Here is a 14,487-nt window from a genome sequence, read left to right on the forward strand (position 1 = left end):
CGTTTGATGAGTACTGATTTCATAATCGGGTTGGCCAGCCAGGCCGTATTCGTTGTTTTGAAAGCCAGTGCACCAATGCTCGTTCTTGCTTTGGTCGTAGGGTTACTAGTCAGCATATTTCAAGCAACAACACAGATTCAGGAGCAGACGCTGGCATTTGTTCCGAAAATTGTAGCGGTTTTCGTGTCCATCATCATTTTTGGCCCATGGATTCTAAATACGGTTATCGACTTCACTTACAATCTGCTGAACAATCTTCATAATTACATCGGTTAGGTTGTGAGTGTATGAACGCGATCGTACAGGGTTTCCCTATTTTTTTGTTAATCTTTTGTCGAATAACTGCGTTTTTCGTCGTAGCGCCTGTTTTTTCGTCGCGAGGCGTGCCGAATGTTTTCAAAATTGGGCTCGGATTTTTTATCTCGTTTATCGTTTTCTTAACGTACGGTGTGAAGCAGACGATGGTTCCGGACGCTGAATATATTTTGGTTCTGGTTCGAGAAATATTGGTCGGCGTACTGCTTGGGTATGTAGTCTACTTGTTCTTCACGGTCGTTCAGACCGCGGGAGCCTTAATGGATTTGCAGGTTGGTTTTGCAATGGCAAATATCGTAGATCCCCATACAGGTACGTCAGCCCCATTGCTCGGCAATTTTAAATACATGATGATCTTAGTTGTTTTCTTAATGATGAACGGTCATCATTTTTTATTAACAGGCCTTATGGACAGTTACGAATGGATGCCTTTGTCCAATGATTTATTTAGCCGAATAATGAGCGGCAGCATTACTGATTTTTTAACAAGAACATTCGCAAACACGTTTTTGCTGGCCATTCAAGTGTCAGCGCCTTTGGTAGTAGCGATGTTTCTGACGGATGTTGGATTAGGCTTCTTAACCAAAACCGCTCCTCAGTTCAATGTTTTTGTAATCGGGATACCTCTAAAGCTAATTATAGGCATGATTTTGCTAGTGTTGTTAATGCCAAGTCTTGCTGGCATATTCGAAAGATTGTTTTCCATCATGTTTGATGCTTTGGAGCAGTTATTCGGTATCGTGCAAGGACCGCCGCCTGACGTGAAATAGGAGGAAGCTTCCCATGCGAAATTACCGTCTAGAGCTTGATTTGCAGCTTTTCAGTCAAGAGAAGACTGAGGAAGCAACTCCGAAGAAAAAGGATGAAGCAAGAAAAAAGGGTCAAATTGCAAGATCGGCTGATTTGCCGGGTTCATTAATATTAATTTTTGTTTTTATGAGCTTCATTATGATGGGCAATTATTTCAAGACACATATCATGATGCTCTTCGGCAATCTGTTTGAAGACTGGCTGTTGATGGATGTTACGACAGGCAACATTATGTCGCTCTTCAATGATGTAGCAATTGAAATGCTGCTAATCTTACTGCCAATCTTTGCGGTAACCGTTCTTGTCGGTGTCCTCGGCAACGTTGTACAGTACGGTTTTTTGCTAACCGGTGATCCTCTAAAAATGAAATTAAGCAAATTGAACCCGATCAACGGCTTTAAGCAAATTTTTTCAGCTAAAACAGTAGTCGAATTTTTGAAAAGTGTTTTAAAACTGCTTATTGTAGCAGTGCTTGTATATATGACCATATCGAAAGAATGGAACCGTATATTAGTGCTTGCTAGCTTGCCAATCCAACAAATATTTAGTTTTACCGCTGGTTTAACGATAAAACTAGGAATAGAAATTGGTGTTGTGCTCGCCGTACTCGCATTAGCAGATTTTTTCTATCAGCGTTATGAGCATAACAAAAGCTTGAGAATGTCTAAGCAGGATATTAAGGATGAATACAAAAAATCTGAAGGTGACCCGATCATTAAGAGCCGCATTCGTGAGCGTCAACGCAAAATGGCCATGCAGCGTATGATGCAAGAGGTTCCTAAAGCGGATGTCATCATTACCAACCCTACACACTTCGCTATTGCATTGAAATATGATGCAACCAAAATGGAAGCGCCAAGAATCATCGCCAAAGGCATGGATCATGTAGCGCTTCGCATTAGAGAAATAGCGAAAGAAAACGGTGTTGTGACAATGGAAAATAAACCGCTTGCCAGAGCGCTTTATGAACGAGCGGAGATTGGGGATGTCATACCTCCAGATCTGTTCCAAGCTGTGGCTGAGGTGCTCGCATATGTATATAAGATGAAAGGCCGATTGAAATCATAACACTACGGGAGGTGGAGGCGTCATGAAAGCAAAGGACTTTGTAATACTATTTGGCGTAATTGGAATTGTACTCATGATGATAATCCCGATCCCAGTCCTACTACTCGATATACTCATCATTTTAAACATTTCGATAGCATTGATGATATTACTTATTGCAATGAATACAAAGGAAGCTCTTGATTTCTCTATATTTCCGGCAATTCTACTAATCACTACCTTATTCCGACTTGCGCTGAACGTTTCTACCACTAGAAATATTTTGTCACATGCGGAAGCAGGGGAAGTCGTTGCTACGTTTGGCAGCTGGGTTGGCGGTGGAGAAATTGCCATTGGATTTATCGTCTTCCTCATTCTCGTAGTCGTGCAGTTCATCGTTATTACGAAAGGTTCTGAACGGGTAGCGGAAGTTGCAGCACGATTCACGCTCGACGCGATGCCGGGTAAACAAATGAGTATTGATGCAGATTTGAACGCTGGTTTGATTAATGAACATCAAGCGAAAGCACGTCGTTCCAAAATCGAACGTGAAGCGGACTTTTACGGGGCAATGGATGGTGCCAGCAAGTTTGTAAAGGGTGATGCGATTGCTTCCATTATCATTCTAGTCATCAACTTAGTTGGCGGATTTATCATTGGTATGGCGATTCATGGCTTGAGCTTTGGCGAGTCGCTTTCGACGTTCTCGATCCTGACAATTGGTGACGGTCTCGTCAGCCAAATACCTGCATTGCTTATTTCCACAGCTGCTGGCCTTATCGTAACTAGAGCAGCATCAGAGGGGAATTTGGCAGAGGATGTAACCGCTCAGCTATTCAAATACCCGAAGCTGCTATTTATTGCAGCTGGAACAATCGCTTTGCTAGGCCTTACACCAATCGGACCATTAAGAACTTGGCCATTCGCTATTATGCTGGCCTTTGGCGGCTGGTATATGCAGAAAGCTATACATAAGCAACAAGAGCAAGAAGAAATGCTTGTCGAAGAACAGCAAATTGAAGAGGTTCGCAGTCCAGAGAGTGTAATTAGCCTCTTGCAGGTCGATCCGATTGAATTTGAGTTTGGTTATGGTCTTATCCCACTTGCGGATACGCAGCAGGGAGGAGATTTGCTTGATCGAATCATTATGATACGCAGGCAATGTGCGCTGGAGCTTGGGCTCGTCGTACCAGTCATCCGGATAAGGGATAACATTCAACTGAAGCCAAATGAGTATGTCATCAAAATTAAAGGCAACACCGTCGCTCGGGGCGATTTGCTGCTTAATCATTATTTGGCCATGAGCCCGGGATTTGAGGATGATTCGGTCGTTGGTATTGAAACAACTGAACCAGCCTTCGGATTGCCTGCGATTTGGATTGATGAGCAAATGAAGGAACGTGCCGAACTTTCCGGCTATACAGTCGTTGACCCGCCTTCAGTCGTTGCTACACATTTAACTGAGATTATTAAGCGACATGCACATGAGCTGATTGGACGTCAAGAAACGAAGCAGCTCGTAGAAAATGTAAAAGAGTCTTATCCTGCGCTTATTGATGAACTTATACCGTCTATTCTTACCATTGGTGACGTACAAAAAGTGTTGTCGAAGCTTCTAAGAGAAAAGGTGTCTATACGAGATCTTGTTACTATCTTTGAAGCATTAGCGGATCATGGAAACTATACGAAAGACCCTGATATATTGACAGAGTATGTACGTCAGTCGCTATCAAGACAAATTACACAGCAGTTTTCATCTGGTAGCGATACGTTACGAGTGATAACAGTAGGACCGCAGCTTGAGAAAAAAATTGCTGAATCTGTGCAGCAATCGGATCAAGGCAGCTATATTGCACTAGATCCCGTTTCCACTCAACAGATTTACCAGAAGCTCAATGAGCATGTAAATCGTCAGATCCAAGCTGGCCAACAGCCTGTTGTGCTCGCATCACCTACCATTCGGATGTATTTGAGACAAATTGTGGAGAGAACGATGCAGGATGTACCCGTACTTTCTTACAGTGAGCTTGAACCAAATATTGAAGTTCAGAGTGTCGGGGTGGTGAATCTATGAGAGTAAAACGATATGTCGTCAGTGCATTGCCAGAAGCGGTCTCTCTGATTCGAAGCGAGCTTGGGAAAGATGCAGTTATATTGAATACGAAGGAAATTAAAGTAGGCGGCTTTATGGGGATGTTTCGTAAGAAAAAGATGGAGGTTATCGCCGCTATCGAATCGAATCAAGCGAATCAATCGAGTCCCCAAGCAAAACCTCAGCGAAACCCGGATCCTCAAGTGGATGCGGTCGTTGAGCAAATTTTGCAAACGGCGCAGCGAACAGCAACGGCTGTAATGGAGCCGCCAAGCGTTCAAGCAGTTTCTTCAGTACCGATTGCAGAGCTTCAGAAGGACAAAATAGAACGAGAGCAATTCATCATCGATGAGATTCGAGATTTAAGAGAATACATGTTAAAACTCTCGAAACAGCAAAACAATCTTATTTCTATGTCAGAGCACTTGATTGCACTGAGAGAACACTTGATAGAACAAGAAATGGAATTGCAGTGGATTGAGCGTTTGATACAAGCTATTTCTGACAAAGAATCCGAAGCAAAAATTGTCTTTTCAAAGGAACAAATATGGGAGCATGCGGCAGAGCTGCTGCAAGAGTGGCTGCAACCCTACAGTGGCAGCAGCATTAGCAGCCAAGTAAGAGTGGTTCATTTTGTTGGTCCAACCGGTGTTGGCAAGACGACGACTATTGCGAAGCTTGCAGCTGAACAAACAATCAAGCAGGGCAGGAAAGTGGGGTTCATTACTTCGGACACCTACCGAATTGCAGCTGTGGATCAACTCAGAACTTATGCCAATATCTTGAACGTGCCGCTAGAGGTCGTTTTCTCGCAGATGGATTTGCCCCGTGCTTTCAAGCAGCTTGAAGAACGAGAACTCATTTATATGGATACAGCTGGGAGAAACTTCCGCAGCGAGCTTCATGTATCAGAGGTCAACAGCTTGCTTCAAACGACCGAGGCTAACGAAACGGTGCTTGTGCTTAGCATGACTGGCAAGACGAAAGATATGTCAGCAGTAGCCAATCATTTTTGCAAATACGGCGTTCGAAAAGTGTTGTTTACAAAGCTTGATGAAACATCGGTTTACGGAGCAATTTTTAATCTAATTATGAATTTTGAATTGCTTCCTACCTATATGGCGAGTGGGCAGACCGTTCCGGACGATATCGAGAAGTTTCAAGTGGATTCATACGTTAAGCAACTGCTCGGGAGCAATAGTTTATGATGGATCAAGCTGAAGCATTACGTAATTTAGTCAAGCAGCAGGAGCTTCAAGATGAAGGCCGCACGACTCGTGTAGTGACGGTAACGAGCGGTAAGGGCGGAGTTGGAAAGTCGAATTTCAGCTTGAATTTTGCATTAGCGCTCCAACGATTGGGTAAAAAAGTGCTCGTTTTTGATGCAGATATCGGAATGGCCAACATTGATGTGCTTATGGGCGTTTCGTCCACGTACAATTTGTATCATCTGCTCAAGCAGGAGAAAACAATTTGGGAAATCGTGCAGGAAGGTCCGGAAGGGCTGAGCTTTATTGCAGGTGGATCTGGTTTTAGAGATTTGATGGATTTGTCTACAGAGCAGCTTGACCGTTTCGCTGATGAGATTAGCAAGCTGCATGGCAGGTATGATGTAATCTTGTTTGATACTGGCGCAGGCCTATCGAAGGAAACGGTTAAATTTATAACTGCAGCGCAAGAAACAATCGTTGTGACAACGCCCGAACCTACTTCAATTACAGATGCTTACGCATTAATTAAGATGGTTAAAGCGATGGAGGTGGATGTTCACTTCAAATTAATTGTCAATCGAGCCGCTGATTTCCGTGAAGGAAAACAAACCGCTGATAAAATTAGCATGGTTGCACACAGGTTTCTTCAATCCGATTTGCCGCATCTTGGTATTTTGCCGGATGACCCAAATGTGTCAAAAGCTGTGAAGCGTCAAGTGCCCTTTACTGTAGCCTATCCTGGAAGCGAAGCATCCGTTGCTATTGACCGGATCGCTAAGCAATTTCTTGAAATACCACAGAATACTGCAATTAACGGCGGTGTCAAAGGATTTCTGCATAAAATGTTCAGACTCTCAAGATAATCCTTTGGAAGTGAGGAGGAAATGGAATGGTTCCTTATCGCGTACTAGTTGTAGATGATTCCGCATTTATGCGAAAGATCATTAGTGATTTAATCATTCAAGATTCACAGTTTAAGATCGTAGCTACAGCTAAAAACGGTCATGAAGCAATAGAAGCAGTTCGTGAATGGAAACCGGATGTCGTTACCTTAGATCTTGAAATGCCGTTAATGAACGGAATTGACGCATTGCAGATTATTATGAAGGATCATCCAACTCCTGTAATAATGCTCTCAGGTATAAGCGAAGACAATACAAGAGAAACGATTAAAGCACTCCAATTTGGTGCATTCGACTTCATTAGAAAACCTTCTGCAACGATCTCAAATGATATTCGCCAAGTTGGAGAGGTTCTGCTTGAGAAATTGCGTATCGCAGTATTAACGAAGCGTTATCAGCCAGTGATTACGATTAGCGAGAAACAAGAAACAAAAGCAGATGATAGCAGCTTGCCAAAAGCGAAAAAAGAAGTAGTTTCGAACAACATTTTACACCATGAGGAGCTGCCGTTTGAAGCCTTGTCTACTTCTGCTAAAGATCGGAACAAATTGCCGTTCAAGAAAGCGGAAGATAAACAAGGGCAACAACGCTCGGTTCCCCCTTTACATAATAAGCTTATAAGCAATATGCAAGATGAAGCAAAGCCTAACGATGCCAAATCTAAGATTGCACCTCGCAAATCAGTCGAAAAGGTACCGCAGGCTGAACCTAAATCTCATTTCACTGAGCCACCTTCAACAAAAAAAGCAAAGACAGTCCAGACAGCTTCTACCTTTAAACATATCGTAGCCATTGGAACTTCGACAGGCGGTCCTAGAGCATTGCATGAGGTAATCACTTCTTTGCCAGCTGATTTCCCAGCACCGGTGCTTATCGTACAGCATATGCCTCCCAAATTCACCAAATCGTTAGCTCAGCGGCTAGACAGCTTTAGCGAGATTCATGTCGTAGAAGCAGAGCAGGGAGAGAAAGTAGTTGCTGGCGTTGCCTATATCGCACCTGGCGGCTTTCATATGGAGCTTGTCAAAGATGCTTCTAGCTACTCGATTGCCCTCACTGAACAGCCGCAGCGCAACGGACATCGTCCTTCTGTAGATGTATTGTTTGAATCCTTGGCTGAATATCGCGAACTGAAGCGTCATGCGGTCATAATGACAGGCATGGGCAGCGATGGGGCGAAGGGGATGAAGCTGTTATCCGAATGTGGAATTGAAACGACCATAGCAGAAGCTGAAGAAACCTGTGTCGTTTATGGAATGCCGAGATCGGCTGTTGAAGCTGGATGTGTGAGTAAAGTATTGCCACTGCAGCATATTGCATCGCAACTGAAGCAAGCAGTGCTGAAATAGATAGGCTAGAATGGCTTCACCATACTAACAGGAGGTGCTAGGAAATGGATATGAATGCCTATTTATCGATGTTTATCGATGAATCTAATGATCACCTGCAATCCTTGAATGAAAATTTGCTTCGTCTGGAAAGCGAGCCTGAGGAGCTAAGTATCGTTCAAAATATATTCCGTTCAGCGCATACGCTCAAAGGAATGTCAGCTACGATGGGTTTTGAAGATTTAGCAGCGCTGACGCATGAAATGGAAAATGTGCTTGACCTCGTTCGCAACAGCAAGCTAAAAATGGACAGCTTTATTTTTGACACTTTGTTTAAAGGGTTAGATGCGCTTGAAGCAATGGTTCAGGATATTGTGGACGGCGGTACAGGAAAAGCGGACGTTACCTCGATCGTTGAATCGCTGCAAATCATCTTGAAAAGCGATTATAGCGCAAGCAAAGCGACTCAGGCTCCAACCGTAGCGGCTAATGCACCAAGTGCTGCAGAATCAAGCGCATCAGGGGCGATGCTGCTTGATGAGTTTCAATCTTCGATTTTGCTTCAATCGATAGAAACAGGACATAACGTTTTTCATATTCAAATCGCTATTCGCGATAATTGCTTGCTAAAAGCCGTTCGTGCTTATATGGTATTTGATTTGCTAGAGCGCAATGGTGAAGTTATTAAATCAGATCCGTCCGTTCAAGACATTGAACAAGAAAAATTCAATTTCACTTTTACGGTGTTTACGATTTCACGCTTGCAGCAGGAAGATCTTCAAGCACAGCTGCTCAATATTTCAGAAATTGAATCCGCTGTTGTCACTTCTTTGGATGCAGAGTCTTTAGCCGTGCTCGGCCAATCTAACGCAGCTGCGGCAGTAGAGGTTGTCGAAGTTGCTGAACCTGCTGCACCGCAATCCGAAGCGGCAGTTACATCTGTTGAAGCAGCAAAAGGACAAGCTCGATCGGCACCTGCTGCCAGCACACCAGCTAATGTGTCGAAGACGATTCGTGTAGACATTGAGAGACTCGATACGCTCATGAACTTGTTTAGCGAATTGCTTATTGACCGGGTTAGGCTGGAACAGCTATCTAGTGAAATCAAACGCAGTGATTTGACTGAAACTGTGGAACATATGGCGCGCGTGAGCTCTGATCTTCAAAGTATTGTACTTAAGCTTCGCATGGTACCTGTGGATTCTGTATTCAATCGTTTCCCTCGTATGATTAGAGATTTAGCAAAATCGCTAGACAAAAAAATCGATCTTGTTATTACAGGAGCCGATACGGAACTTGACCGTACGGTTATCGACGAAATTGGAGATCCGCTTGTTCATCTATTGCGCAACTCGGTTGATCATGGAATCGAAACGGTGGAAGAGAGAATTGCAGCAGGCAAGCCAGAAACCGGTACGATTTTCTTGCGCGCGTTCCATAGCGGAAATCATGTCTTCATTGAAGTGGAAGAGGATGGCCGCGGCATACACCATGAACGAGTTCTAAAAACAGCCATTAAAAATGGCGTCGTCACGGCTGACGAAGCAAAACTGCTGACGCCGGATGAAATTAATATGCTTATTTTTGCGGCAGGCTTCAGTACCGCAGATAAAATTTCGGACATATCCGGACGCGGTGTTGGTCTAGACGTCGTTCGTTCAAAAATTACTTCTCTAGGCGGAAACGTAACGATAGATTCTGCATTTGGTAGAGGAACGAAATTTTCTGTTCAATTGCCGCTTACGCTATCCATTATTTCCGCAATGCTGATCAAGCTGGGGTCGGAGAAGTATGCTATCCCATTGTCTTCGATCGTTGAGACAGGCATTATCCGCAAAGAACAAATTCTTCAAGTGCATGGCAACAAAATGATAGAGTTCAGAAATACCATCATACCTCTAGTATCGCTAAGCAAAGTGCTTGACTCTCCTGATTTTAATGAGAATGACGAGCTTGAAACGGAAATTGTAGTCGTTCGTAAAGGCGAGAAGTGGGCAGCAGTAATGGTCGATGAATTTATTGGTCAAAGTGAAATCGTGCTAAAAACGCTGGGCAAATATTTAACGAATATTAAAGCAATTTCCGGCGCAACGATACTTGGCGATGGTTATGTCGCATTGATTATCGATCCGAATGCACTTATCAAATAGGGAGGTTTTTACGATGGGAGAAGAATTAAAGGTTATCGTGTTTGCACTAGGCAGCGAAGAGTATGGAATTGAAGTAGACAAGGTCCGTACGATTGAAAGATTGTCTCCAATTACACGCGTTCCGAAGACAGCTACTTTTATTAAAGGGGTTATTAACCTTCGCGGTGTGGTCGTTCCTGTCATTGACCTGAGAGGCAGATTCAATCTAACGGAAACGGCAACTACAGAAAACTCAAGAATCATTGTTGTTTCAGTGGCTGACATCGAAGTTGGATTCATCGTAGACTCGGCGAATGATGTCATCGACATTGATACAGATACGATTGATTTGCCGCCCGAAATTGTTGGAGGCATTAAAGCTAAATACTTAAGAGGCATTGCAAAGCTTGGTGAAGGTCGACTTCTCATCATGCTGAACTTGTCCGAAGTGCTCAACAAGAATGAAATAATTCAACTTGAGCAGCTTGAGGTATAACTTGTGAACCTTTTTAGCCGCTTTGAAGCATTTGAATTAGATGTATTGAAAGAAGTCGGCAATATTGGAGCAGGCAATGCTGCTACGGCATTATCCCGTTTGTTAGATAAGCCAGTTGATATGGCGGTGCCGAAGGTAAGTTTGCTTCCATTTGAAGAAGTGGCGGAGCGTGTTGGCGGTTCGGAAAAAATCGTCATTGCTGTTTTTCTTCGAGTGGAGGGAGAAGCTCCCGGCAACATGTTTTTTATCATTGAAGAAGATTCGGCAAGGCGATTGTTGCGTCAACTGCTTTCCTTAAATATTGAAGAGCAGGACGGTTATTCAGAAATGGAACTGTCTGCTCTTTGTGAGATTGGCAATATTTTAGCAGGTTCTTATTTATCTTCATTAGCTGATTTCACTCATTTAGCAATGGCCCCCTCCGTACCCGCTATAGCAGTAGATATGGCAGGTGCCGTGCTTAGCTACGGTTTAATGCAATACGGAGAGATGGGGGACTCGGCCCTACTTATTGAAACGACCTTTTTGGAGGATTGTCAGTCGCTTGAAGGACATTTTTTCCTCATTCCAGATCCAGAGTCGTTTGAGAAAATTTTTAGGGCTTTGGGAGTCGTTAGCGAATGATACAACAAAATTTGGTCAAAGTCGGCATGGCAGATTTAAATATTGCAACGGATGGGGCGATACTCAAAACGACCGGCTTAGGTTCATGTGTTGGACTTACCTTGTATGATCCAACGCGAAAAATAGCCGGTATGGCACATGTCATGCTGCCATCTTCAGACATTGCCCGTGAGACCAAAATGAATCTAGCTAAATATGCAGATACCGCCATACCCGAGCTGCTTGATCGAATGATAGCAGCAGGTGCATACATTGAACGCATGAAAGCTAAGATGGCTGGTGGAGCTCAAATGTTTGCTATGTCTGGACACAGTGATTCGCTAAGAATTGGCCCGCGCAATGTTGAATCCTGTACAGAAATGCTTAGAAGATTCAAAATTCCGATTATCTCTCAAGATACGGGCGGAAATTTTGGTAGAACGATAGAGTTTGACAGTACTAGCGGAATGCTTTCCATAAGAAGTGTGCAATTTGGAACAAAGGAGATTTAAAAATGTTCGGAACATGGCGATGGAATGTCGTATTTGGAATTTTCGGCACCGTGCTTACGGTAGCTTTCTCAATCGGTAACAATCCGATTACTGTTATGCTGCTTAGAAGTATGTATGCTTTCATCGCTTTTTTTGTTCTTGCGTATGGAGTACGGGCAATATTGGCATACATCCTTCAACCGCCAGCACTAATAGGCTCGGAAATTGAAGATGAAGAAGGAAAAGGCAGTCAGCTAGATTTACAGACACCTGATGAGTCAGAAGATATCAATCAATTGTTGAAATCACAGATTAAAGATGGTGCCGGCAAGCAGCCAATCGAAACACAGAAAGATGATGCAAGCGATTTTCGTCCGTTAAATCCTCCGCAATTGTTAAATACAAAAAATACACAGCCTGAAGAATTGGTTAAAGCCATTCGTCACCTGACAGGAGAGTGAGTCGATGATTGAGCAGAAGACCCCTCATTTGACAAACTTGCAGATGTGGCAAGCCTGGAGAGAACAAGGCGATTTGGAAGCGAAAAAGACGTTGATTGAACAATATTTGCCGCTGGTTGATTATGTAACGAATCGAATGGCCATTGGACTCCCAAAAAACGTCATTAGAGATGACCTTGCAAGCAATGGCGTAATGGGTCTTATTGACGCAATTGAAAAATTTGATTACGGCCGCGGCTTGCAGTTTGAAACGTATGCATCATGGCGCATTCGCGGCGCTATAATAGATGGCTTAAGACAAGGCGACTGGGTCCCGCGTTCTGTGCGAGAGAAGGCCAAACGAGTAGAAGAGGCATATCAGCATTTAGAGCAGCAATATTTGCGTTCTGTGACAGATGCAGAAATTAGCCGCTACCTTGATGTAACGGAGAAAGAATTCATTAATATGCTGCAAGATATTGCGGTAACAACGGTCTGCTCATTGGAGGACCCGATTCGTGAAGAGGAATCGGAGACAAGAATGTCTTTGCTAGTGGACGATAAGGCGAAAAACCCGGATCATAAGGTTCATGAGTTTTATTTGAAAGAATCATTGGTTAAAGGGATTGAAAGACTTACGGAAAAGGAACGAACAGTCGTTTCTCTCTTCTATTATGAGGAACTATCATTAAGTGAAATTGCTGAAGTAATGTCACTATCACCGTCGAGAATATCCCAGCTCCATTCTAAAGCGATTTTGAGGCTGCGAGGAGCTTTGGCTAAGCATAAAGATCAACTCATGCAACATTAAAAGGGGGGAGCTACGTGGAAAATCTTCAATTAGAATCATACCTACGCATACAGACATCTGCCGATAATTTGTCTGCATTTTTAACCTTTAGCAGGATTTCGGACGAATTCGAATGTAACGGCGATGAGCTAGAACGATTCTTGCATAGCAAGGGGATCGTTTTTGGCCTTCGTAAAGAAGTTCTGAGTCAGATTGGCACTAATCCTCTCGCATATTTCAAAGAACAAACACTTGTTGCGCAAGGGCAGTCTCCTACACCTGGTAAAGACGGATATGTGAAGCTAGTTTATGATATGGATAAAAATGTGAACGCCCCAACGGAGCTCGAGGATGGGAAGGTTGACTTTAAAGAAGTTGTTCAGTTGAAAAATGTCAAGCGTGGACAATTGATTGCTGAGCGATTCGAGCCTACAGCAGGTCCTGTTGGCAGGACGGTAACGGGAGAAGAAATTGCTCCAAGGCTTGGCAAGCACGTTAGATTTAAAGTAGGCAAAAATGTCGTTTTGAACAATGAGCAGACGGCTATGTATTCGGCAATTGACGGCTTGATTTCGCTTACTGAAAAAGAAAAAATTAATGTGTTTCCTGTTTACGAAGTAAACGGCGATGTGGATTACAGTGTCGGCAATATTGATTTTGTTGGTACAGTAGTCATCAGAGGCAACGTTCTTAGCGGATTCAGGGTTAAAGCTTCGGGCGATATCCGAGTTATTGGCGGAGTTGAAGGGGCAGAAATCGAATCAGAAGGCTCTGTTGAAATTACAGGCGGAATATTGGGAAGCAACAAAGGTTTTGTAAAAGCTGGACGAAACGTCCGGAGCTCATTTATACAAGAAGGCAATGTTATCGCGGGCGAAGAGGTGCTGGTATCTCAGAGCATCATGCATTCGCATGTAAAAGCCGGAAAAAATGTTGTGTGCTCAGGCGCAAAAGGATTGATCGTAGGCGGACTTGTACAAGCAGGTGACCTTGTCAGCGCGCGAACCATTGGCAACTCGATGTCCACAGCCACAACCATTGAAGTAGGCGTAAACCCTGAATATCGTTCGGAGCTGCTCGAGCTAAGAACGAGGCTAAGGCAGAACATGGATAATTTAGATAAAACGGATAAAGCGCTAGTTATTTTGGATCAATTAGCTGTGACAGGGAAATTAACTCCTGAGAAGCTGGCATTGCGCGTTAAGCTGACCGCCACAAAACGTCAGACCGTACTTGAGAATGATGAGACGAGAAGCCGTATTCTTGAGATAGAGAAAACGCTGGAGAACACAGATCGATCGAAGATCGATGTCAGCAATATTGTATTTGGCGGAACAAAAATTGTAATTGGCAGGTACACAAAGTTTGTGAAGGATTCAGCGCAGCGGGTGACCTTCCGTTATTCCGAAGGGGATATCGTCTTAGTTCCTTATACCAAATAACGCTTGAAATTGATGAATGGCGCAAAGGGGTGAGCAGATATGACGTTCAAATCCATTGATTTGCAGATGTCTGTACCACGAACGCAAGAATTCAGCGGCATGCATGGACAAGCGATGCATAAACCTGTAGCTGATCAGAATACGTTGGCCAATCAGTCTGCCAAACAAACAGAGCTATTAAGAGGGAAAAACACAGCGATCGAGCAATCAAACGGCCTTCATATTCGCAGTGATCAAGAAGGTCAACAAGGTAACGCTTATCAGCAGGCAAAACGTAAGCGTACACAGTTATCCTCGGATGTTGATGAACAGGAGGCGGCTCCTACACATCCGTACAAAGGCCATAGGCTTGATATTAAGTTATAAAATGAAGGCATCCAATGAAAGGCAG

Annotated in this window: 15 protein-coding genes; all 15 read left to right on the top strand. The window is 43.6% G+C overall.

The window, feature by feature from the left end:
* Window positions 1-6 precede the first annotated feature (6 nt).
* The 15 genes from fliQ to AC0VYE_RS15705 are packed head-to-tail and all read left to right on the top strand — an operon-like array spanning window position 7 to window position 14,462.
* Window positions 7-276 carry a flagellar biosynthesis protein FliQ gene (gene fliQ / locus AC0VYE_RS15635; RefSeq protein WP_054028974.1) on the top strand — a complete coding sequence of 90 codons (270 nt, stop codon included), beginning with the start codon at window positions 7-9 and terminating at the stop codon, window positions 274-276.
* An 11-nt stretch (window positions 277-287) separates the two neighbouring features.
* The gene (gene fliR, locus AC0VYE_RS15640) at window positions 288-1,085 is read left to right on the top strand and encodes a flagellar biosynthetic protein FliR (protein WP_076269160.1); all 798 of its coding nucleotides are present in this window, start codon (window positions 288-290) and stop codon (window positions 1,083-1,085) included.
* A 13-nt stretch (window positions 1,086-1,098) separates the two neighbouring features.
* Entirely contained in the window at window positions 1,099-2,193 is a 1,095-nt protein-coding gene (gene flhB, locus AC0VYE_RS15645; protein ID WP_076269161.1) for a flagellar biosynthesis protein FlhB, read from the top strand.
* 22 nt (window positions 2,194-2,215) lie between these two features.
* On the top strand, window positions 2,216-4,246 hold the full coding sequence (flhA, locus tag AC0VYE_RS15650; protein WP_076269162.1) for a flagellar biosynthesis protein FlhA: 2,031 nt from the start codon (window positions 2,216-2,218) through the stop codon (window positions 4,244-4,246).
* Entirely contained in the window at window positions 4,243-5,472 is a 1,230-nt protein-coding gene (gene flhF, locus AC0VYE_RS15655; RefSeq protein ID WP_475449025.1) for a flagellar biosynthesis protein FlhF, read from the top strand. The genes flhA and flhF overlap by 4 nt, the downstream gene beginning before the upstream one ends.
* The gene (locus AC0VYE_RS15660) at window positions 5,469-6,338 is read left to right on the top strand and encodes a MinD/ParA family protein (protein WP_076269164.1); all 870 of its coding nucleotides are present in this window, start codon (window positions 5,469-5,471) and stop codon (window positions 6,336-6,338) included. The genes flhF and AC0VYE_RS15660 overlap by 4 nt, the downstream gene beginning before the upstream one ends.
* Before the next feature lie 26 nt (window positions 6,339-6,364).
* Complete coding sequence (locus tag AC0VYE_RS15665; protein ID WP_475449027.1) at window positions 6,365-7,726, top strand: protein-glutamate methylesterase/protein-glutamine glutaminase; 1,362 nt, start codon at window positions 6,365-6,367, stop codon at window positions 7,724-7,726.
* A gap of 44 nt (window positions 7,727-7,770) precedes the next feature.
* Entirely contained in the window at window positions 7,771-9,855 is a 2,085-nt protein-coding gene (locus tag AC0VYE_RS15670) for a chemotaxis protein CheW (protein WP_475449029.1), read from the top strand.
* Between the two features lie 13 nt (window positions 9,856-9,868).
* Complete coding sequence (locus AC0VYE_RS15675) at window positions 9,869-10,330, top strand: chemotaxis protein CheW (RefSeq protein ID WP_076269167.1); 462 nt, start codon at window positions 9,869-9,871, stop codon at window positions 10,328-10,330.
* Window positions 10,331-10,333: 3 nt separating this feature from the next.
* On the top strand, window positions 10,334-10,954 hold the full coding sequence (locus tag AC0VYE_RS15680; protein ID WP_076269168.1) for a chemotaxis protein CheC: 621 nt from the start codon (window positions 10,334-10,336) through the stop codon (window positions 10,952-10,954).
* Window positions 10,951-11,445: a chemotaxis protein CheD gene (locus tag AC0VYE_RS15685; protein WP_076269169.1), complete on the top strand. Its 495-nt coding sequence runs from the start codon at window positions 10,951-10,953 to the stop codon at window positions 11,443-11,445. The genes AC0VYE_RS15680 and AC0VYE_RS15685 overlap by 4 nt, the downstream gene beginning before the upstream one ends.
* A gap of 2 nt (window positions 11,446-11,447) precedes the next feature.
* Window positions 11,448-11,885 (top strand): hypothetical protein, encoded by a 438-nt coding sequence (locus AC0VYE_RS15690; RefSeq protein WP_076269170.1) that lies wholly within the window; start codon window positions 11,448-11,450, stop codon window positions 11,883-11,885.
* A gap of 4 nt (window positions 11,886-11,889) precedes the next feature.
* Window positions 11,890-12,675, top strand: a complete 786-nt coding sequence (locus tag AC0VYE_RS15695) for a FliA/WhiG family RNA polymerase sigma factor (protein ID WP_054028962.1) — start codon at window positions 11,890-11,892, stop codon at window positions 12,673-12,675.
* A gap of 14 nt (window positions 12,676-12,689) precedes the next feature.
* Window positions 12,690-14,096 (top strand): DUF342 domain-containing protein, encoded by a 1,407-nt coding sequence (locus AC0VYE_RS15700; protein ID WP_076269171.1) that lies wholly within the window; start codon window positions 12,690-12,692, stop codon window positions 14,094-14,096.
* 39 nt (window positions 14,097-14,135) lie between these two features.
* Window positions 14,136-14,462: a hypothetical protein gene (locus AC0VYE_RS15705; protein WP_076269172.1), complete on the top strand. Its 327-nt coding sequence runs from the start codon at window positions 14,136-14,138 to the stop codon at window positions 14,460-14,462.
* Window positions 14,463-14,487: the final 25 nt, after the last annotated feature.

This window comes from Pristimantibacillus sp. Z349TD_6, from assembly GCF_056173205.1.